The following is a 21,379-nucleotide window of genomic DNA, read 5'->3' as shown; positions in this document are numbered from 1 at the left end:
CCGTCGTAGGAGGGGTGCTCACACGCTCACCCCTCGGGCGGGCGACGATCCCTCCAGGGCCGCGCCGCCTCGAGCTCCGCGGCCAGCCCGAGCAGCACGTCCTCCTCCCCGCGGCGCCCCCGCAGCGCCGTCCCGACGGGCAGCCCGTCGGACCAGCAGAGCGGCAGCGAGATCGCGGGCTCGCCGGTGAGGTTCGCGATCGCGGTCCAGGGCGTGAAGGCGATCTGGCGGGCGAAGTCGTCGGCAGGGTCGCCGCCGGTGGTGAACCAGCCGACGGGACGCGGGGGCAGCGCGACGGTGGGGGTGAGCACGGCGTCGTAGCCCGCCCGCTCGGCGACGAGGCGCCGCGTCACGACCTGCACCGTGTGCAGCGCCCCCATCGCCGCCGCGCCGTCGTACTCGCGTCCGCGGGCGCGCAGGTAGCGGGTCAGCGGCAGCAGGCGCGGCTCGTCGGCGGGGTCGACGGGGTCACCCAGCGAGAGCACCTGCCACAGCGTGAGGAACGCCGCGACGCCCTCGTCGGGCAGGCGGACCCGCACCGGCTCGACGTCGTGCCCGATCTCCTCGAGCAGGGCGCCGACCTCCTCGGCGGCCGCACGGCACGCGGGGTCGACGACCACGTCGTGGCCGTCGAGCGGCGGGTCGACGGCGAGCGCGATCCGCCGGCGCCCCACCGGCCGCGCCAGCGCGCCGAGGTAGCCGCCGGCGGGCGGGGCCGCGGGCACGAACGGCTCCCCCGCCGACGGGCGCGCCATCGCGTCGAGCAGCGCGGCGGCGTCGGCGACGGTATGCGCGAGCGGGCCGTGCACCGACAGCCCCGCCGGGTCGCCGCCGGCCGGGCCCGCCGGCACGCGCCCGCGTGTGGTCTTGAGCCCGACGAGCCCGCACACCGCCGCCGGGATGCGGATCGACCCGCCGCCGTCGGTGCCGTGCGCGACGGGCAGCACTCCCGCGGCGACGGCGGCCGCCGCGCCACCCGACGACCCGCCCGCCGACCGGGTCCGGTCCCACGGCGTGACGGCCGGCGGCGCCCCGGCCGGCTCGGTGTAGCAGGGCAGCCCGAACTCGGGCACGGCCGTCTTGCCGACGCTGATCGTGCCGGCCTCGCGCAGCAGCCCGACGACGTCGTCGTCGCGGTCGGGGACCCAGCCGTCGTAGATCACCGAGCCGCGCCGGGTCAGGACGCCGGCGGTCGCCGTGAGGTCCTTGACCGCGGTCGGGACGCCGGCGAGCGGGCCGGCGCCGTCCGGGCCCGCCCGGTCGAGCGCCCGCGCCGCGTCCCGGGCGCGCTCGGGCGTGAGCAGCGCGAACGCGCCGAGCTCCGGGCCCAGACGTTCGGCGCGCGCGAGGGCGGCGTCGACGGCGTCGAGCGCCGGGAGGTCGCCGCGCCGGATCGCCGCGGCGGTCTCGAGGGCGGTCAGCTCGTGGAGATCGCTCACGGTTGCGCCATGCTGCCGCACGCCGGGGACACGCGTCGTGTCAGCGAAGTGCCCTCGCTGACACCGAACGTCCGTATCGGTACTTCGATCACCGAGCAGACGACGTCAGGCGGCCGTCTCGCCCAGGTACGGCAGCCACAGCGGATCGGCGTCGACGAGCCCGGCGAGCAGGCGCCAGTGCCGCCCGCGGGGCGCGGTGGGCATGGTGCGCAACGGCCAGCCGAGCTCGGCGAGCAGCTTGTCGGCCTTGCGGTGGTTGCAGCGCGCGCAGCAGGCCACGCAGTTCTCCCACGTGTGCGTGCCGCCGCGGCTGCGGGGCACCACGTGGTCGATGGTCTCGGCGCGCCCGCCGCAGTACGCGCAGCGGAAGCGGTCGCGGTGCATGAGGGCGGCCCGCGTCAGCGGCACCCGCGCCCGGTACGGCACGCGGACGTAGGCGACGAGGCGGATGACGGAGGGGACCTCGACCGCGCCGGTCGCCGAGTGCAGGACGAGCCCGGCGGCGTCGCCGTGGACCACCTCGGCCTTGCCGCAGACCAGCAGGACGATCGCGCGCCGCAGCGGCAGCGCGGTGAGGGGCTCGAAGGTGGCGTTGAGGAGCAGGACCCGGCGGCGGCCCCAGGGCGGCGACGGCGGCGGGGCGGGGGGATCGTCCGGGGAGGCGGGAGGAGGGGGAGCGACGGTGAGCTCGGGGACGGGATCGGGAGGGTCGGACGCGCGGTACGGCGCGGTGGTGGGCGAGACCTCGCTGACCAGCGGAGTCACGCTGCCGGGTTGTCGTTCGTGCACACGACCACCTCCCGGAGAAGTTGGCCTAGTCGACCACACAACGGGCCCGATCGCACGCGTGTTCTCACCGTGCGCATCGGCGCGCCATCCCCGCGTCACCGGCGTGTCGCCGGGGGTCGGGAGGCGTCGGGACCCGCCGAGCCCGTGCTCTACCGTCGGGTGACGTGACCGTGCCGCCGCCGACCCCGCCACCGGCCACCCCCGGGCCGGAGCCCGACCTCTCGTCGCCGCTGTCCGCGATCCCGTCCACGCCGCCCGCCTGCGCCGCCGACCAGGGCTCGCTGTGCGAGCGGGTCTACCGGCTCACCCAGACCGATTGGCTATCGCGTTCGGCCGACGAGCTGTTCGCCCACCTCGTCGTCGTGCTGCTCATCGTCATCGTGGCCGTGGTGCTGCGGCACATGGTGCACCGCGCGATCAAGCGCCTGACCAGCGGCGCCGGCCGGGGACGCGTGCCCGCGCTGCTGCGTCCCCTGCGCGACCGGGCCGTGCGCACGCTCAAGGACGCCGCCCCGCTGATGGTCGAGCGGCGCGCCCAGCGCGCCCAGGCGATCGGGTCGGTGCTGCGGTCGTTCTCGACGATGCTGATCTACGGCGTCGCGTTCGTGCTGATCCTGGGCGAGTTCGGGGTCAACCTCGCCCCGATCATCGCCTCGGCCGGCATCGTCGGTGTCGCGATCGGCTTCGGCGCGCAGAACCTCGTCCGCGACTTCCTGTCCGGCATCTTCATGATGCTCGAGGACCAGTACGGCGTCGGCGACGTCGTCGACCTCGGTGAGGCCACCGGCACCGTCGAGGCGGTCGGCCTGCGGGTGACGACGCTGCGCGACATCGCCGGCACCGTCTGGTACGTCCGCAATGGCGAGGTGCTGCGGGTCGGCAACTCCAGCCAGGGCTACTCGGTCGCGGTCGTCGACATCCCCGTCGGGCACACCGCGGACGTCGACGACGCCCTCGAGATCGCCGAGCGCGCCGCGAACGCCGAGTGCGCGGAGCCGAAGATCGCGAGCAAGGTGATCGCGCCGCCGGAGATGCTCGGCGTCCAGTCCGTGACCGCCGAGGGCGTCCTCCTGCGCCTGACCATCCGGACCCGCCCCGGCGAGCAGTGGGCGGTGCAGCGGGCGGTCGCCGCCGAGGTCAAGTCGCAGCTCGACGTCGCGGGCGTGCCGGCGCCGTTCCCGTTCGCCGGGCGCCCCGGCGTCGCGGGCCCCGGCACCCCGGCGGTCTGACCCGGGGCCGGTCTGGCTCCACCCACCCGGACCGGATCTGGGACGGTGGAGGGGTGAGCGCACCACAGGCCGGTCGACCCGACACGTTCTACGAGGCCGTGGGCGGGCACGAGACGTTCGTGGCGATCGTGCACCGCTTCTACGAGCAGGTCGCCGACGACCCGGTCCTGCGTCCCCTCTACCCCGAGGAGGACCTGGGGCCCGCCGAGCAGCGCCTGCTGATGTTCCTCGAGCAGTACTGGGGCGGCCCGCAGACCTACTCCCACCAGCGCGGGCACCCGCGCCTGCGCATGCGGCACGGCCCGTTCCCGATCGGGCCGCTCGAGCGCGACGCGTGGCTGCGCTGCATGCGCGTCGCCGTCGACGAGGCCGACCTGCCCGAGGAGCGGCGCCGCCAGATGTGGGAGTACTTCGAGATGGCGGCGACGAGCATGATGAACAAGGCCTGGTAGACACGCGATCATGACCGACAACCCGCTGCAGAACGTCAGCTTCCCCTCCGGCGGACGGACGGCGCACGGCTACCTCGCGCTGCCCGAGTCGGGCGTCGGCCCCGGCGTGATCGTGATCCAGGAGTGGTGGGGCCTGACCAGCCACATCGCCGACGTCACCAACCGCCTCGCCGCCGAGGGCTTCGTCGCGCTGGCCCCCGACCTCTACGGCGGGACGACCACGCACGACGCCGACGAGGCCGGCCGGCTCATGCAGCAGCTGCCCGTCGACCGGGCGGCCACCGACCTCGCCGGCGCCGTCGACTTCCTGCTCGACCACGAGGCCGTGGTCGGGCGCAAGGTCGGCGCCGTCGGGTTCTGCATGGGCGGCGGGTTCGTGCTGGTCCTGGCCGCGCAGCAGGGCGACCGGATCGGCGCCGCGGTGCCGTTCTACGGCGTGCTGGGCGAGGACTACCCGAGCTTCGCGAACCTCTCCGCGCCGCTTCTCGGGCACTTCGGCGAGCAGGACGAGATGGCCGGCCCCGAGGCCGTGAAGCAGCTCGCCGACCGGATCGAGGCCGAGGCCGGCCGGCGCCCCGACTTCCGCCTCTACCCCGCGGGCCACGCGTTCTTCAACGACGAGGACCACCTCGGCACCTACGACCCCGACCAGGCCCGCATCGCCTGGAACGAGACGCTGAACTTCCTGCGGTCGACCCTGCGCTGACCCTTCGTGAGCACTTTCCGGGCCTATAGGCCCGGAAACTGCTCACATCAGCACGGTGAGGGCCGGGCGGCGGTGGCGGACGATCGCGGCCGCGCCCACCTCGAGGCGCAGCCACCCCCCGTCCCCGGACAGCGCCACCGGCACCGGCCCGCGGTCCTCCGGCCACCCCATGCCCGCGACGGCGACGACGCAGCGCGCCGGCACCCGCACCCCGCCGCCCTCCCACACCGGCTGGTCCAGCCGTGACGGGTCGGCGCGGGCCACCGCGTCGTCGACCTCGTCGGCCGCGAGGTGCCCGATCACCTCCCACGCGAGGGCGCCGGGCAGGTCGCCGCGCCAGCGATCGTCGACCGCCCTGCCGGGGTCGAGCTCGGGGGCGTCGACCACCGAGAGCGCCGCGAGCAGGTCCGACGCCACCACGGTCACGTCGGCGGGGGTGACGGAGCCGCGCGCGCCGGTGGTCACGAGCACCCCGAACGGCGTGCCCGCCCACAGCGCGACCGCACCGTCCGTGTGGCGCAGCCGCACCACGGCCGCGGAGTCGAGGCGCACGACGCGGCCGACGACGTCGGCGAGCGTGGCCCGGTCCGCCGCGTCCGGGATCGCCAGGGTCACGCCGCGCGGCCGTCCTCGGTGTACCCGGCCAGGAACTCCCGCTCCTCGGCCGTGAGGCGCCGGGGTCGTGCGGTGGCGAGCTCGTAGGGCACGAGCTGGGTGGTGGCGGTGACGGCGGGCTTGGCCGCGTCCCAGCCACCGTCGCCGTCGGGCAGCAGCAGCCGGTACGCGACGCGGAACGACGCGGCCCGCACGTCCCGGGCGGTCATCTCGACGCGCACGCCCGCCGGTGTCCACGGGATCGGCCGGTGGTAGGCGACGTCGAGGGCGGCGACCAGCAGCCCGGCCTCGAACGCCGCCACGCCCGCCCGGGTCGCGGCGTCGAAGAGCAGCCCGGTGCGGGCGTCCTCGAGCAGCGTCACCACGCGGGCGTGGTTGACGTGCCCGTAGGCGTCCTGGTCCGACCAGCGGACGGCGACGTCGGCGACGTAGGGGGCCACGCGGCTGCTCTCTCCTGATCCCGTCCTCAGCGGACCATGCTGCGGATCTGGCGTGCGGCGACCGACACCGTCGCGAGGTCCGCGTGCCCGACCTTCGCGATCTCGGCGAGCGCCGAACGGGCCCGCATCAGGCGCGAGGCGTTGGCCTGCTCCCAGTGCTCGATCTTCTCGTCCGCGGACTCCTCCGGCCCCGTGTCGGCGAGCACGTCGAGCGTGATCGCGCGCAGGGACGAGTACAGCTCGTCGCGCAGGGACAGCCGGGCGAGCGCGTGCCACCGGTCGGAGCGCTCGAGGCCGGCGACGGCCGTGAGCAGGGCGTCGAGGCCGAGGTGCTCGGAGAGCGCGTAGTAGAGCTCCGCGACGGCGAGCAGCTCGTCGTCGGTGACCTCGCCGTCGTCGGCGACGAGCCCGCCCTGCTCGCGCTCGGCGTACTCGGCGATCTCCACGACGTCGAGCAGCCCGAACGCGTAGAGCCCGCCCACGGCCCGGCGGGCGAGGTCGACCGGCGCGCCGGCGTCGACGAAGGCCTGCGTGCGGTGCGCGAGCCCCTCGGCCTCGCGGCCGCGCAGGAGCTCGGGCACCCGGGGCGCCAGCTGGCTGACCCACGGCGAGAACCGCGCGACCTCCGCGCCCACCGCCAGCGGCTGCGGGCGGTGGGTGAGGAACCAGCGCGCGACGCGGTCGAGCTGGCGGCGCGCGGCGAGGGTGAGCCGGTCGGCGACGAGCGTCGAGAGCGTCTGCTCCCCCGCCGCGACCTCGTCGGCGAGCGCGTCGAGCCCGAACACGGTGGTCGCGACGTGGAAGGCGCGCGCCGCGTCGCCCGCGGTGGCGGCCACCTCCTGCCCGAGCCGGTGCACGAACGTCAGCCCGCCGCCGTCGACCACGGCGTTCGACAGCATCGTCGTCACGATCTGGCGGCGCAGCGGGTGCGCGGCGACGGCGTCGGGGAAGCGCTCGGCGAGCACCGGCGGGAAGTAGGACGGCAGGCGGCGCGCGAACACCTCGAGGTCGGGCACCTCGGACGCCGCGAGCGCGTCGGTGAGGTCGAGCTTGACGTGCGCCATGAGCGTCGAGAGCTCGGGGCTCGACAGGCCCTCCCCCGCCGCGCGCCGGGCCGCGAACTCCTCGGCGTCGGGCAGCACGTCGAGCTCGCGGTCGAGCCGGCCGCGCTCCTCGAGGTCGGCGACCAGCGCCTCGTGCACGTGCGCCATCCCCGCCGCGTGCGACCGGGAGACGCCCAGCACCTCGTTCTGGCTGACGTTGTCGGCGAGCACCAGCCCGGCGACGTCCTCGGTGGTCGCCGCGATCTGCTCGTCGCGCTCGGCGGGCGCGAGCTCCCCGCGCTCGACCAACGAGTCCAGCAGGATCTTGATGTTGACCTCGTGGTCGGAGCAGTCGACGCCGGCGCTGTTGTCGATCGCGTCGGTGTTGACCTTGCCGCCGCGGCGGGCGTACTCGATGCGCCCGCGCTGCGTGAGGCCGAGGTTGCCGCCCTCGCCGACCACGACCACCCGCAGCTCGTCGCCGTCGACGCGCACGGCGTCGTTGCCCTTGTCGCCGACGTCGGCGTGGGTCTCGGTGGACGCCTTGACGTAGGTGCCGATCCCGCCGTTCCACAGCAGGTCGGCGGGCGCGCGCAGGATCGCGCGCACCAGCGTCGGCGGTTCGACCTCGCCGGGGTCGATGCCCAGCACCTCGGCGGCGCGCGGGGACACCGGGATCGCCTTCATCGTGCGCGGGTAGACGCCGCCGCCCGCGCTGATGAGGGACTCGTCGTAGTCCGTCCACGACGAGCGCGGCAGCTCGAAGAGCCGGCGCCGCTCGGCGTACGAGACGGCGGGGTCGGGGTCGGGGTCGAGGAAGACGTGGCGGTGGTCGAACGCCGCGACGATCCTCAGGTGCTCCGAGAGCAGCATGCCGTTACCGAACACGTCGCCGGACATGTCCCCGACACCGACCACGGTGATCTCGTCGCGCGCGAGGTCGCGGCCGAGCTCGCGGAAGTGGCGCCGGACGCTCTCCCACGCGCCGCGGGCCGTGATGGCCATGGCCTTGTGGTCGTAGCCGACCGAGCCCCCGGACGCGAACGCGTCGCCCAGCCAGAACCCGTACTCGGTGGCGACCGCGTTCGCGAGGTCGGAGAACGTCGCCGTGCCCTTGTCCGCGGCGACCACGAGGTACGGGTCGTCGCCGTCGTAGCGCACGACGTCGGCGGGCGTGCGGATCGCCGACTGCGCCCCGTGCCCGGCGCGGTCGTCGACGAGGTCGAGCAGGCCGGACACGAACATGCGGTAGCAGGCGACGCCCTCGGCGCGCGCGGCGTCGCGGTCGGCGGCGGCGTCGCCGGTCGGGGCCGGCGGGCGCTTCACGACGAACCCGCCCTTGGCGCCCACGGGCACGATGACCGCGTTCTTCACGGCCTGCGCCTTGACCAGCCCGAGGATCTCGGTGCGGTAGTCCTGCAGGCGGTCCGACCAGCGCAGCCCGCCGCGGGCGATCGCGCCGAAGCGCAGGTGGACGCCCTCGACGCGGTTGGAGTGCACGAACGTCTCGACCGCGGGCACCGGCTCCGGCACGCCCGGGACCTGCGCGGGGTCGAGCTTGAGCGCGAGGAACGGCCGGGGCGCGCCCTCGGCGTCACGACGGAAGAAGTTGGTGCGCAGCGTCGCCCGGACCACGCCCAGCAGCGAGCGCAGGATCCGGTCGGCGTCGAGGTTGGTGACCTCGGCGATCGCGGCGGTGACCCGCGCGTCGACCTCGGCCACCCGCCGGTCCCGCTCCTCGTCGCCGAGCGCGGGGTCGAAGCGGGCCTCGAACAGCTCGACCAGGGCGACGGCGACGTCACGGTGCGCGCCGACGACGTCGGTGATGTAGCTCTGCCCGTAGGCGCTGCCGACCTGGCGCAGATAGCGCGAGAACGCCCGCAGCATCGCGGCCTGCCGCCACGTCAGCCCGGCGCGCAGGACCAGCGCGTTGAAGCCGTCGGCGCCGGCGAGCCCGGTCCACACCGCGTCGAACGCATCGGCGAACCGCTCGGTGAGGTCGTGCTCGGTGCCCGGCGGCACCGCCTCGGTGTCCCCGAGGCGCAGGCCGAAGTCGTTGATCCAGCACGCGACGCCGTCGCTGCGGGTGACGCCGTAGGGGCGCTCGTCGACGACGACCACGCCCAGCGACTGCAGCGCCGGCAGGACCGACGACAGCGTCGCCCGACGGCCCGCGAGGTAGAGCTTCAGGCGCCGGTCGCCGGCGTCGGGCGAGTCCGGCCGGTAGAGCCGCACGGCGGTGTCGCGGCCGTCGGCGGGGTCGTCCTCGTCCGTGCGTGGTGTGAGGCCCTCGAGGACGCGCAGGTCCAGCAGGCCGCGGTCCGGACCGAAGTCCTCCTTGTAGGCCTCGGCGAACGGCTCCCCGACGGCCGCGATGGCCGCACGCTCCTCGCCGGTGGCGAGCTCGCGCAGGCGGTCGGCCCAGGTCCGCGCCGCCTCGGCGAGGTCGTCGGTGAGCGCCTCCAGGTCCGGCGTCACCGGGTCCTCGCGCCCCGTGTGCACGGTGACGTGCAGGAGCGCCAGCTGGTCCTCGGTGACGCGGGCGGTGTGCTCGATGTCGGTGCCGCGCAGGTCGCGGGTGAGGACCTCCTGCATCCGCAGCCGCGCCGCCGTCGTGTAGCGGTCGCGGGGCAGGTAGATCATGCAGGAGAAGTAGCGGCCGAACGGGTCGCGGCGCAGGAACAGGCGCACCCGGCGCCGCTCGGCGAGGTCGAGCACGCCGGTGGCCGTGGCCTCGAGCGAGGCGCGGTCGGTGCACAGCAGCTCCGCGCGCGGGTAGGTCTGGAGCACCTCGAGCAGGCGCTGCCCCGACCACGAGTCCACGGGCAGCCCCGCCTCGACGACGACCTCCTGCACGCGCCGGGACACCACGGGGATGCCGAGGACGTCGGCGTGCCGGGCGGCGACGGTGAGGATGCCGAGGAAGCGGTGCTCGCCGACCAGCCGGCCCTCGTCGTCGAAGATGCTCACGCCGACGTAGAGCGGGTGCTCCGGGCGGTGGACCGTCGAGCGGGCGCTGGCGCGCGTCAGCACGAGCCGCCGGCGCGGCGCGGTGGCCCCCGCGGTGCCGGCGGGGCTCACGCTGTCCGGGCTCGCGGTCAGGGTGCGGGCGACGAGGCTGTCGCGGCGCAGCACGCCCAGGCCCGAGGCGAGGACCCCGCGCAGCGCGGGCCCGTCCGGGGTGTCGACGAGCTCCTGGCGCCGGTAGCCCAGCATGATCAGGTTGCCCTGCGCGAACCAGCGCAGCAGCGCGACCGTGTCCGCGATCTCCGTCCCGCCGCCGTGCCCGTCGAGCTCGTCGGCGAGCGCGCGGGCCGTCGACACCATCCGGTCGCCGTCCTCGACGACCTCCCGGACGTCGGTGAGCACGCCGGAGAGCCGCGCGTGCAGGTCGGCGGCGAGGTCGCGCGCCGGGTCGGAGCCGGGCAGGTCGCCGAGCTCGATGTTCATCCACGACTCGGCGACCGTCCCGGGCGGGGGTGCCGCCGCGTCGGCGAGCGGGAGGATGTCGAGCAGCTCCCCGCGCACGTCGCGGCGCACGACGATCACCGGGTGCACCACGCGGTGGACGCTCGCGCCCGTGCGGTCGAGCTCGGCGAGCACCGAGTCGATGAGGAACGGCATGTCGTCGGTGACCACGAGCACCGAGATGCGCCCCTCGGAGCCCGGGGTGTCGAGCACCGCGGTCACCGGCTTCCCCGGCACCCGCAGCCGCGCGAGGCTGCGGTGCGCGCGCACGGTCGCGAGCGCGTCCTCGGGCTCGGCGACGAGCTCGCCCCCGGGGACGCGGTCGAAGTAGGTGACGGCGAGCTCGCCGAGCGCGGAGTCGGGCGGATCCTGCGACGCGGCGACCGTGCGCAGGGCGCCGCGGTCCGCCGGCCAGCCGGTGCGGGTGCCGGCCGCGACCGTCGTGCTCGTGCTCGACGTCATGTCGCGCTACCGGGTGCCGGGGACCGGCGGGCCGCCACACGCCCGGCCCGGGAGGCGTCGCTGTACGTCCGCGCGTCCACGGCGGCCCACCCTAACGTCGCGCGGCCGTGCGCCGCGGGCCGGAGGACGGGCGGCGGCCGCGGGGAGACTCACCGCCGCGCCCGCCGGTCGTCGACGGGCGCGACCGGGCCCTGGTCCGCGGAGTGGTACGCATCCATGGCGTCGGCGAGCAGATCGGCGAGTCGGGGCCCGGAGTCGTCGGCGCGCCGGGCCGTCGGGACCCCGTTGCGCGTGCGCGGGCCCGGGCGGCCATCGGTCCGCCGCGGCGACTCGGGGCCGCGCGGCGCGTCGTGGCGGTGGGCCTCGACCTGCGTCGTCGGGGCCGGCGGGCTCTCCGCGACGCCCGCCGTGCCGCCGAGCGGGCCTCCGTGGGGCTGGTACTCGCTGAGCAGGTCGACCAGCGTCAACGCCAGCTCCTGCGCGTACTCGTCGTCCTCGGGGCGGCTCGTCCCGGGAGGGAGGAGCGCCCCGACCTCGGCCCCGCCGTTGCCACGCCCGTCCGGGTGCGCGGTGACGGTGACCGGCTCGTCGGTGAGCTCGGGTCGCCCCCGATCGGGACGCCCGCCGAGGCCGGCGAGGTGCTCGCGGTCGGCGCGCCGGTCGCCGGCGCGGGGGACCCGCCCGTTCCCCCGGTCGCCCTCGTCGCGCACGGCTTGCGGGTCGGCTGCAGGCTCCGACGCCACCGGCCGCACCCGGGGCCACCCGTTCGACCGCTCGCCGCCCGCGAGCCCGATCGCTCCGTCGGCGTCGGGCGCACCCCCTCCGTCCGGGTCGGCCCGCACCACGCGGCCCGCCCCGACCGAGCCGTTGCGCCGCTCGCGGTCCTCCCGATCGTCCCCGGGGTCCGGGGCGCGGTGGCCTCTGCGGCGTCGCGGGGCGGGCTCGTCGGCCGCCGTTTCCGCGCTCCGAGGTCGGCCGGACGAGCCGGCGGGTGCGGTGGCGCTCCCGTGGGCGGAGCGGTCGTCGTCCGGGCCGGCCGCGCCGGCGACGGAGCTCGCGGACTCCGCCCCTCCGCGGTCGGGGCGCGGGGCGCCGAGCGCGTCGTCGTGGCCGTCCTGCTCGGGGCGGCGGCGCAGGATCGACTCGGGCACCTCCCACCGCGCGCGGGCCCGGGCGAGGCGACGGCTGCGGGCCTCGGCGGCCGCGTCCACGTCGTCCGCGGCGCCGTCGCCGGAGACCTCGTGGCTCTCCTCCCGGACGGGGGTCCCGCCGGGCGGGGTCGTGAAGGGGTCGAGGCTCCCCCCGCGCGCGGCGGCCAGGGCCGCGGCGAGCGCGTCGCCCGGGTCGGCCTCCTCCCGGTACCGCCCGCGACGGCGCGGCGCCGCGGCGTCGGTCCGGTCCGGGGCCACCGACGCGGCGGGCTCCGCGGCGCCGGTCGCCGCGAGGTGCGCACCGTCGACGTCGCCGAGGCCCGCACTACCGGGGGCGTCGCTCCGTGGTCTCTCGACCACCGCAGCGCTCTCCACCGCGACGACCGGGGACTCCGCGACGACCGGGGACTCCGCGACGACCGGGGACTCCGCGACGACCGGGGACTCCGCGACGACCGGGGACTCCGCGAGGGCCGGGGGCTCGGCGACGTCCGACGGCCGAGCGGGCCGGCCCCCCGGCGTCGCCAGCGCGACGGCCAGCGCGATCCGCGCGGTCGTGGTCTCGTCCCTCGCGGCCTCGGCGTGGGCGTGGGCGCGTCGCAGCTCGTCGAGGACGTGCCGGCTCTCGCCCCGGCGGGCCGCGACCTCCGCGAGCACCTCGACGGCCTCCGCGGCCTGCCCCTCGTGACCGTGGTCGACGAGGTCGACCTCCGCCTCCCGCGCCAGGCGCGCGGCGGTGTCGACGTCCCCGGCGGGCAGCCAGACACCGCGGGCGAGGACGCAGCGCATCCGGCCGACCGCCAGCGACGTCGTGGCCTGCGGCGTCGCCGCGAGCCAGGGCGCCGCCAGCTCGCGGGCCTCCTCGCCTCGCCCGAGCTCGGCGAGCAGCCCGACCTGGTCCGCCACGAGGATCGCCGCCTCGCGGCCGGTCCCGGTGCCGACCGTCGTCACGTCCCGCAGCACCGCGAGTGCCCCGGACGCGTCCCCCGCGACGCGACGGGCGCGGGCCCGCGACCGCTGCACGGCGAGCCGCCGGACGTCGTCCGACGCGTCCCCGACGAGCTCCTCGACCTGACGGGCCGCCGCGTCCACCCCGGGGACGTCGCCCCGCGCCGCCCGCGCGGCGCACCACGCCACCAGCGCGTCGGCACGCGCCGCGGCCGGGAGGACCTGGCCCCCCGCCAACGGCTCGAGCACCGCCTCGGCGGCGTCGACGTCCTCGCAGCGCACCGCGGCCCGGGCCAGTTCACAGCGCAGCAGCGCGGCGTCCGTGGTCCGGCCCTCGCGCTCCGCGGCCTGCAGTTGCGGCACGGCGCGCAGGATCAGCGCCGCGGCCCGGTCGGACTGCCCGAGCGCGAGCACCGCCGAGCGCTCCGCCGCGCTGCGGGCACCGACGTCGGTGCCCGCAGACCGCGCGACGTGCTCGGCCAGCGCGACGCTGAGCTGCGGGTCGGCCCACCGCAGCCCCTCGGCGACCTCGAGGATCGCGCTCGCGCTGAGTCCGTGGACCGCGGACTGCCGCGCCGAGCTCTCCACCGCGTCCGGGTCCTCAGTCCCGGGTCAGCTTGCGGTGGGTGACGCGGTGCGGACGGGCGGCGTCGGGACCGAGGCGCTCGATCTTGTTCTCCTCGTAGTCCGCGAAGTTGCCCTCGAACCAGAACCACGCCGCCGGGTGGTCGTCGGTGCCCTCCCACGCGAGGATGTGGGTGCAGACGCGGTCGAGGAACCAGCGGTCGTGCGACACGACCACCGCGCAGCCCGGGAAGTTCTCCAGGGCGTTCTCCAGCGACGACAGCGTCTCGACGTCGAGGTCGTTCGTGGGCTCGTCGAGCAGGAGCAGGTTGCCGCCCTGCTGAAGGGTGAGCGCCAGGTTCAGGCGGTTGCGCTCACCACCGGAGAGGACGTTTACCGGCTTCTGCTGGTCCGGTCCCTTGAACCCGAACGCCGACAGATAGGCCCGCGACGGCATCTCGACCTGGCCGACCTGGATGTGGTCGAGGCCGCCCGAGACGACCTTCCACACGTTGTCCGTGCCCGACAGGCCCTCGCGGCTCTGGTCGACGTACGACAGCTTCACCGTGTCGCCGACCCGGACCTCGCCCGAGTCCGGCTTCTCGAGCCCGACGATGGTCTTGAACAGCGTCGTCTTCCCGACGCCGTTCGGACCGATGACCCCGACGATGCCGTTGGGCGGCAGCGAGAACGACAGGTCCTTGATGAGCAGGCGGTCGTCGAAACCCTTGTCGAGGTGGCTGACCTCGACCACCACGTTGCCCAGCCGGGGGCCCGGCGGGATCTGGATCTCCTCGAAGTCGAGCTTGCGCGTCTTCTCCGCCTCGGCGGCCATCTCCTCGTACCGGGCCAGACGCGACTTGCTCTTGGCCTGCCGCGCCTTCGCCCCGGAGCGCACCCACGCGAGCTCGTCGGCGAGCCGCTTGCGCAGCTTCGCGTCCTTGCGGCCCTGGACCGCGACGCGCTCGGCCTTCTTCTCGAGGTAGGTCGAGTAGTTGCCCTCGTACGGGTAGGCCCGGCCGCGGTCCAGCTCGAGGATCCACTCGGCGACGTTGTCGAGGAAGTACCGGTCGTGGGTGACGGCCAGGACGGCGCCCTCGTACGACGCGAGGTGCTGCTCGAGCCACTGCACGCTCTCGGCGTCGAGGTGGTTGGTCGGCTCGTCGAGCAGGAGCAGGTCGGGCTTGCTGATGAGCAGCTTGCACAGGGCGACCCGGCGGCGCTCGCCGCCCGACAGGTGCGTCACCGGCTCGTCGCCGGGCGGGCAGCGCAGGGCGTCCATCGCCTGCTGCAGCTGCGAGTCGAGGTCCCACGCGTCGGCGTTGTCGAGGTCCTCCTGGAGGCCGCCCATCTCCTCCATGAGCTCGTCGGAGTAGTCGGTGGCCATGAGCTCGGCGATCTCGTTGTAGCGCGCGAGCTTGCTCGCGACCTCGCCGGCGCCCTCCTGGACGTTGCCGAGGACCGTCTTCTCCTCGTTGAGCGGCGGCTCCTGCTGCAGGATGCCGACGGTCGACCCCGGGGCAGCGAACGCCTCGCCGTTGTTGGCCTGGTCCAGTCCGGCCATGATCTTGAGAACGCTCGACTTGCCCGCCCCGTTGGGGCCGACGACACCGATCTTCGCGCCAGGCAGGAAGTTCAGCGTGACGTCGTCGAGGATGACCTTGTCACCATGGGCCTTGCGAACCTTCTTCATGGTGTAGATGAACTCAGCCACGCCCACGATGGTAGTTGCCACGACTCGGCGTCCACCGGCCCCGGGGCGGTTCAGGCGCTCGCCCGCCCGGCGCCGGACCGCCGACGTTCCCCCGCCTCGATCCCGGTGACCGTCGCCCCCTCCGCGCTCGCCTCAAGGCCCACGCCCGGCACCTCTTCGTCCACGCCGGCCGCGGCCTCGGCCGTCGGCGTCACCACGACGCCCGCGTCGGCGGTGACGTCGCCGGCTTCCGTCGTCACGCCGGCCTCGCCCGCTCCCGGACGCCAGCGGTGGACCTTCGCGGTGCAGCGCGCGAGGTCGGGTCCGACCGCGACGGCGCTGATCTCGGTCATGTAGCGGCGCACGCCCTCGGCCTCGTACTCCCGGACCGACAGCCGCCCGGTGACGATGACCGGGTCGCCCTTCGTCAGGCAGCGCGCGCCGTCGGCGAGCCGCCGCCAGCAGTTCACGGAGGCGGTGAAGCGATCCCCGTCGATCCACGTCTCCGACGCCTTGTCCCACCGGCGCTCCGAGCTCGCCACCCGGAACGTCACGAGCTCGTGCTCCTGGTTCGGACCCACCCGCCGCGCGATCACGTCGCCGGCGACGTTCCCCGTCACCGTCACCATCGTCTCGTTCACGTCGCACTCCGCTCGTCTGAGAGGACGGGGCACTTCCCCGGCCCGCACGAGGAGCGTCGCGCGGTGACGTGCCCGGGCGTGAGCACCATCCGACGGCCTGGGGACAACCGCCAGGGGTGGGGACGCAGCGGCGCGGCCGTGACCGCGTTCTCGGTCCATCTGGACCAGACGGCAGGTCCGTCGGGCCCACCGGTCGTGTCCCTGGGGGGAGACGTGAAAAAAAGGGGCGAGTGCTCCTGGGTGGGAGTTCTCGCCCCTTTTTTTTGGGGGTGGTGCTCGAGATGTGTGTGTGTGTGTGGGGGTGGTCGGGTGTTCCGGCGGTGTCCTACTCTCCCACGACCTGTCGGTCGCAGTACCATCGGCGCTGGAGGGCTTAGCTTCCGGGTTCGGGATGGGTCCGGGCGTTTCCCCTCCGCTGTGACCACCGGAACACCCCACCACCCCCACAGATCACCTGTGGGGTGGGGTGTGTGGTCGTTGGGATATGCACAGTGGACGCGAACATCGGTTGTTCGTTACGCAGTTGTACTTGCCGTGAGTCTTGATGGGTGTGTGGGCAAGTCCTCGGCCTATTAGTACCAGTCCACTGAACGCCTTGCGGCGATTACATGTCTGGCCTATCAACCCACTGGTCTGGTGGGGGCCTTAACCCTCGAAGGGGTGGGAGACCTCATCTTGGAACAGGCTTCCCGCTTAGATGCCTTCAGCGGTTATCCTTTCCGAACGTAGCCAACCAGCCGTGCCCCTGGCGGGACAACTGGCACACCAGAGGTTCGTCCGTCCCGGTCCTCTCGTACTAGGGACAGCCTTCCTCAAGTCTCCTGCGCGCGCGGCGGATAGGGACCGAACTGTCTCACGACGTTCTAAACCCAGCTCGCGTACCGCTTTAATGGGCGAACAGCCCAACCCTTGGGACCTACTCCAGCCCCAGGATGCGACGAGCCGACATCGAGGTGCCAAACCATGCCGTCGATATGGACTCTTGGGCAAGATCAGCCTGTTATCCCCGGGGTACCTTTTATCCGTTGAGCGACACCCCATCCACCTGGTGGTGCCGGATCACTAGTCCCGACTTTCGTCCCTGCTCGACCCGTCGGTCTCACAGTCAAGCTCCCTTGTGCACTTGCACTCGACACCTGGTTGCCGACCAGGCTGAGGGAACCTTTGGGCGCCTCCGTTACCCTTTGGGAGGCAACCGCCCCAGTTAAACTACCCACCAGGCACTGTTCCTGGACCAGATCATGGTCCGAGGTTAGATGCCCAATTCGACCAGAGTGGTATTTCAACGGCGACTCCACGACCACTAGCGTGGCCGCTTCCCAGTCTCCCACCTATCCTACACAAGCCGAACCGAGCACCAATACCAAGCTGTAGTGAAGGTCCCGGGGTCTTTCCGTCCTGCCGCGCGTAACGAGCATCTTTACTCGTAGTGCAATTTCGCCGAGTCTGTGGTCGAGACAGCGGGGAAGTCGTTACGCCATTCGTGCAGGTCGGAACTTACCCGACAAGGAATTTCGCTACCTTAGGATGGTTATAGTTACCACCGCCGTTTACTGGCGCTTAAGTTCTCAGCTTCGGCCTTGCGGCCTAACCGGTCCCCTTAACGTTCCAGCACCGGGCAGGCGTCAGTCCGTATACATCGTCTTGCGACTTCGCACGGACCTGTGTTTTTAGTAAACAGTCGCTTCCCCCTGGTCTCTGCGGCCCCACCCCGCTAACCCGCAAGGGGTTTCACGGGACAGGGCCCCCCTTCTCCCGAAGTTACGGGGGCATTTTGCCGAATTCCTTGACCACAGTTCGCTCGAACGCCTCGGTATTCTCTACCTGACCACCTGTGTTGGTTTGGGGTACGGGTCGCGTAGGAACTCGCTAGAGGCTTTTCTCGGCAGCATGGGATCACTCTGCTTCGCCTCAACCGGCTATGCGTCACGTCTCAGCCTCATGGTGTACGGATTTGCCTGTACACCGGCCTACACGCTTGCACCAGCACTACCACTAGCTGGCGGAGCTGCCCTCCTGCGTCACCCCATCGCTTGGCTACTACCAGGCGGGGTCCCGCGCTCCCCCCGAGCTGCTCCCGAAGGAGACAGCCGGGGCTCGGGCGGTTAGCACACCTGGATTCGCCAGGGACGCGCCTACACGAGCACGGGAATATCAACCCGTTGTCCATCGACTACGCCTGTCGGCCTCGCCTTAGGTCCCGGCTCACCCTGGGCGGAAAAACCTGGCCCAGGAACCCTTGGTCATCCGGCGGCAGAGTTTCTCACTCTGCTATCGCTACTCATGCCTGCATTCTCACTCACACGGGCTCCACGGCTGGATCACTCCGCCGCTTCACCGCCCGCATGACGCTCCCCTACCCAACACCACCACCATCCCGCAGGAAGTGTTCACGTGGTGTTGCCGCGGCTTCGGCGGTGCGCTTGAGCCCCGCTACATTGTCGGCGCAGGACCACTTGACCAGTGAGCTATTACGCACTCTTTCAAGGATGGCTGCTTCTAAGCCAACCTCCTGGTTGTCTGGGCGATCCCACATCCTTTCCCACTTAGCGCACGCTTAGGGGCCTTAGCCGGCGATCTGGGCTGTTTCCCTCTCGACGACGAACCTTATCGCCCGCCGTCTCACTGCCGCGCTACACGCTCACCGGCATTCGGAGTTTGGCTGACTTCAGTAAGCTTGTCGGCCCCCTAGGCCAACCAGTGCTCTACCTCCGGTGAGTACCACGCGACGCTGCACCTAAATGCATTTCGGGGAGAACCAGCTATCACGGAGTTTGATTGGCCTTTCACCCCTACCCACAGCTCATCCCCCAGGTTTTCAACCCTGGTGGGTTCGGGCCTCCACGCCGTCTTACCGGCGCTTCACCCTGGCCATGGGTAGATCACCCCGCTTCGGGTCTAGAGCACGCGACTAGAAACGCCCTGTTCGGACTCGCTTTCGCTACGGCTACCCCTCGACGGGTTAACCTCGCCACGTACCGCTAACTCGCAGGCTCATTCTTCAAAAGGCACGCCATCACCCCGCTGTGAAGCTAAGGCTCTGACGGCTTGTAGGCACACGGTTTCAGGTACTATTTCACTCCCCTCCCGGGGTACTTTTCACCTTTCCCTCACGGTACTCGTCCGCTATCGGTCACCAGGGAGTATTTAGGCTTACCGGGTGGTCCCGGCAGATTCACAGCGAATTACACGGGCTCGCTGCTACTCGGGCACGCCACCACGAGGTGGGCGGTGTTTTCGTCTACGGGGGTCTCACCCTCTACGCCGACGCGTCCCAACGCCTTCGACTAACACCACACCACCACCGCACCGGCACGGCAGTACCGGTCCGTGACGCCCCACAACACCCCACCAGCAACGCCTGCCGGCTCTCACACTGGCGGGGTTTAGCCTCTTCCGCTTTCGCTCGCCACTACTCACGGAATCACTCTTGTTTTCTTCTCCTGCGGGTACTGAGATGTTTCACTTCCCCGCGTTCCCTCCCACCGTCCTATACATTCAGACGGCGGTGACACCCCATGACGGGTGCCGGGTTTCCCCATTCGGACACCCTCGGATCAACGCTCGGTTGACAGCTCCCCGAGGACTATCGCGGCCTCCCACGTCCTTCATCGGCTCCTGGTGCCCAGGCATCCACCGTGCGCCCTTGACAACTTGACCAACACACACATCAAGAAATCACGACACAAATGTGCACAGAAACAAAAGATGCTCGCGTCCACTGTACAATTCTCAACGACCACACGAACCAGCGCCCAACCCCACCACACGGTGAAGCGGGCGCTGCCCGTCCAGAGAAGACGTTGTCCCCTCAGGACCCAACAGTGTGCCGCCCCCCGACCCCACCAAGAGGCCAGGAGGACATGTCCGGTGTTTCCACTTTTCTCGAGCAACCCCTTCCCACCCCACGACCACGCCCGAAGACGCGGACCGTGGGAGGTACCGGGGCCCTCCACCACCACGGTGCAGCGCGCAGGACACTCGCCTGCGAGCACCACACCACCAGCGGTGTCCGGTGAAGCTCCTTAGAAAGGAGGTGATCCAGCCGCACCTTCCGGTACGGCTACCTTGTTACGACTTCGTCCCAATCGCCAGTCCCACCTTCGACCGCTCCCCCCCTTGCGGGTTGGGCCACGGGCTTCGGGTGTTACCGACTTTCGTGACGTGACGGGCGGTGTGTACAAGGCCCGGGAACGTATTCACCGCAGCGTTGCTGATCTGCGATTACTAGCGACTCCGACTTCACGGGGTCGAGTTGCAGACCCCGATCCGAACTGAGACCGGCTTTACGAGATTCGCTCCACCTCACGGCTTCGCAGCCCTCTGTACCGGCCATTGTAGCATGTGTGAAGCCCTGGACATAAGGGGCATGATGACTTGACGTCATCCCCACCTTCCTCCGAGTTGACCCCGGCAGTCTCCCATGAGTCCCCGGCATAACCCGCTGGCAACATAGGACAAGGGTTGCGCTCGTTGCGGGACTTAACCCAACATCTCACGACACGAGCTGACGACAGCCATGCACCACCTGCACACCAGCCACAAGGGAACGCCCATCTCTGGACGCGTCTGGTGCATGTCAAACCCAGGTAAGGTTCTTCGCGTTGCATCGAATTAATCCACATGCTCCGCCGCTTGTGCGGGCCCCCGTCAATTCCTTTGAGTTTTAGCCTTGCGGCCGTACTCCCCAGGCGGGGCGCTTAATGCGTTAGCTGCGGCACGGAACCCGTGGAATGGACCCCACACCTAGCGCCCAACGTTTACGGCATGGACTACCAGGGTATCTAATCCTGTTCGCTACCCATGCTTTCGCTCCTCAGCGTCAGTATCGGCCCAGAGACCCGCCTTCGCCACCGGTGTTCCTCCTGATATCTGCGCATTTCACCGCTACACCAGGAATTCCAGTCTCCCCTGCCGAACTCTAGTGATGCCCGTATCGACCGCACGCCCAGAGTTAAGCCCCAGGTTTTCACGGCCGACGCGACACACCGCCTACGAGCTCTTTACGCCCAATAATTCCGGACAACGCTCGCACCCTACGTATTACCGCGGCTGCTGGCACGTAGTTGGCCGGTGCTTCTTCTCGACCTACCGTCAGCCATGCCAAAAGCATGACCTTCGTCGATCGCGAAAGAGGTTTACAACCCGAAGGCCGTCATCCCTCACGCGGCGTTGCTGCGTCAGGCTTCCGCCCATTGCGCAAGATTCCCCACTGCTGCCTCCCGTAGGAGTCTGGGCCGTGTCTCAGTCCCAGTGTGGCCGATCACCCTCTCAGGCCGGCTATCCGTCGTCGCCTTGGTAGGCCATCACCCCACCAACAAGCTGATAGACCGCGGGCCCATCCCCCACCGAAAAAACTTTCCACCAACCAGCATGCACCAGTTGGTCCTATCCGGTATTAGACCCGGTTTCCCAGGCTTATCCCGAAGTGGAGGGCAGGTCACCCACGTGTTACTCACCCGTTCGCCGCTCGTGTACCCCGAAGGGCCTTACCGCTCGACTTGCATGTGTTAAGCACGCCGCCAGCGTTCGTCCTGAGCCAGGATCAAACTCTCCAACAAAAAACATTGGAACAAACAGTCCCAGCAAAAACACCCGGCCCCCACTAGCCAAGGACCAGGCGACTCAAAGAAACCCCACGACACCACACACACGCCACCAACGACGCACACATGATGCCGACGAGGACAAACACACCAAACATTCAGCACACTGTTGAGTTCTCAAAGGACAACCACA

11 protein-coding genes and 3 rRNA genes are annotated in these 21,379 nt (G+C 71.5%); 3 read left to right on the top strand and 11 right to left on the bottom strand.

The features are described from left to right. Window positions 1–26: 26 nt before the first annotated feature. Together ACYX4T_RS00070 and ACYX4T_RS00065 are read right to left on the bottom strand one after the other, a co-directional pair. On the bottom strand, window positions 27–1,439 hold the full coding sequence (locus ACYX4T_RS00070) for an amidase (protein WP_476012549.1): 1,413 nt from the start codon (window positions 1,437–1,439) through the stop codon (window positions 27–29). A 105-nt stretch (window positions 1,440–1,544) separates the two neighbouring features. Then, complete coding sequence (locus ACYX4T_RS00065) at window positions 1,545–2,042, bottom strand: HNH endonuclease (RefSeq protein ID WP_476015148.1); 498 nt, start codon at window positions 2,040–2,042, stop codon at window positions 1,545–1,547. A gap of 416 nt (window positions 2,043–2,458) precedes the next feature. Between ACYX4T_RS00065 and ACYX4T_RS00060 the strand changes: the two genes are divergently transcribed. Genes ACYX4T_RS00060 through ACYX4T_RS00050 form a run of 3 tightly spaced genes read left to right on the top strand, consistent with a single transcriptional unit; the run spans window position 2,459 to window position 4,615 of the window. Next, the gene (locus tag ACYX4T_RS00060) at window positions 2,459–3,457 is read left to right on the top strand and encodes a mechanosensitive ion channel family protein (protein ID WP_476015147.1); all 999 of its coding nucleotides are present in this window, start codon (window positions 2,459–2,461) and stop codon (window positions 3,455–3,457) included. A gap of 53 nt (window positions 3,458–3,510) precedes the next feature. Beyond that, a complete protein-coding gene (locus tag ACYX4T_RS00055) occupies window positions 3,511–3,909 on the top strand; it encodes a globin (protein ID WP_476012548.1) in 399 nt (132 codons plus the stop codon). 10 nt (window positions 3,910–3,919) lie between these two features. Then, window positions 3,920–4,615, top strand: coding sequence for a dienelactone hydrolase family protein (locus ACYX4T_RS00050; protein ID WP_476012547.1), 696 nt, complete (start codon window positions 3,920–3,922; stop codon window positions 4,613–4,615). A gap of 42 nt (window positions 4,616–4,657) precedes the next feature. Here ACYX4T_RS00050 and ACYX4T_RS00045 read toward each other — a convergent pair whose 3' ends face one another. From ACYX4T_RS00045 to ACYX4T_RS00005, 9 genes are all read right to left on the bottom strand, one after another. Beyond that, the gene (locus tag ACYX4T_RS00045; protein ID WP_476012546.1) at window positions 4,658–5,230 is read right to left on the bottom strand and encodes a DUF8010 domain-containing protein; all 573 of its coding nucleotides are present in this window, start codon (window positions 5,228–5,230) and stop codon (window positions 4,658–4,660) included. Next, window positions 5,227–5,670 (bottom strand): acyl-CoA thioesterase, encoded by a 444-nt coding sequence (locus tag ACYX4T_RS00040; protein ID WP_476012545.1) that lies wholly within the window; start codon window positions 5,668–5,670, stop codon window positions 5,227–5,229. The genes ACYX4T_RS00045 and ACYX4T_RS00040 overlap by 4 nt, the downstream gene beginning before the upstream one ends. A gap of 26 nt (window positions 5,671–5,696) precedes the next feature. Next, window positions 5,697–10,643 carry an NAD-glutamate dehydrogenase gene (locus ACYX4T_RS00035; protein WP_476012544.1) on the bottom strand — a complete coding sequence of 1,649 codons (4,947 nt, stop codon included), beginning with the start codon at window positions 10,641–10,643 and terminating at the stop codon, window positions 5,697–5,699. Between the two features lie 149 nt (window positions 10,644–10,792). Then, a complete protein-coding gene (locus tag ACYX4T_RS00030) occupies window positions 10,793–13,330 on the bottom strand; it encodes a hypothetical protein (protein ID WP_476012543.1) in 2,538 nt (845 codons plus the stop codon). A gap of 13 nt (window positions 13,331–13,343) precedes the next feature. Further along, on the bottom strand, window positions 13,344–15,020 hold the full coding sequence (ettA, locus tag ACYX4T_RS00025) for an energy-dependent translational throttle protein EttA (RefSeq protein ID WP_476012542.1): 1,677 nt from the start codon (window positions 15,018–15,020) through the stop codon (window positions 13,344–13,346). A gap of 50 nt (window positions 15,021–15,070) precedes the next feature. Beyond that, a complete protein-coding gene (locus ACYX4T_RS00020) occupies window positions 15,071–15,640 on the bottom strand; it encodes a single-stranded DNA-binding protein (RefSeq protein ID WP_476012541.1) in 570 nt (189 codons plus the stop codon). Between the two features lie 312 nt (window positions 15,641–15,952). Further along, window positions 15,953–16,069, bottom strand: a 5S ribosomal RNA gene (rrf, locus tag ACYX4T_RS00015). Between the two features lie 123 nt (window positions 16,070–16,192). After that, a 23S ribosomal RNA gene (locus tag ACYX4T_RS00010) occupies window positions 16,193–19,300 on the bottom strand. A gap of 369 nt (window positions 19,301–19,669) precedes the next feature. Beyond that, a 16S ribosomal RNA gene (locus ACYX4T_RS00005) occupies window positions 19,670–21,201 on the bottom strand. Together the 16S, 23S and 5S rRNA genes form the textbook arrangement of a ribosomal RNA operon. Window positions 21,202–21,379 lie beyond the last annotated feature (178 nt).

The sequence above is a fragment of the Actinomycetospora sp. ABD4_176 genome (genome assembly GCF_056311855.1).
Note: the sequence above shows the minus strand (reverse complement) of the source record. Positions and strands in the feature narration are given on the sequence as shown.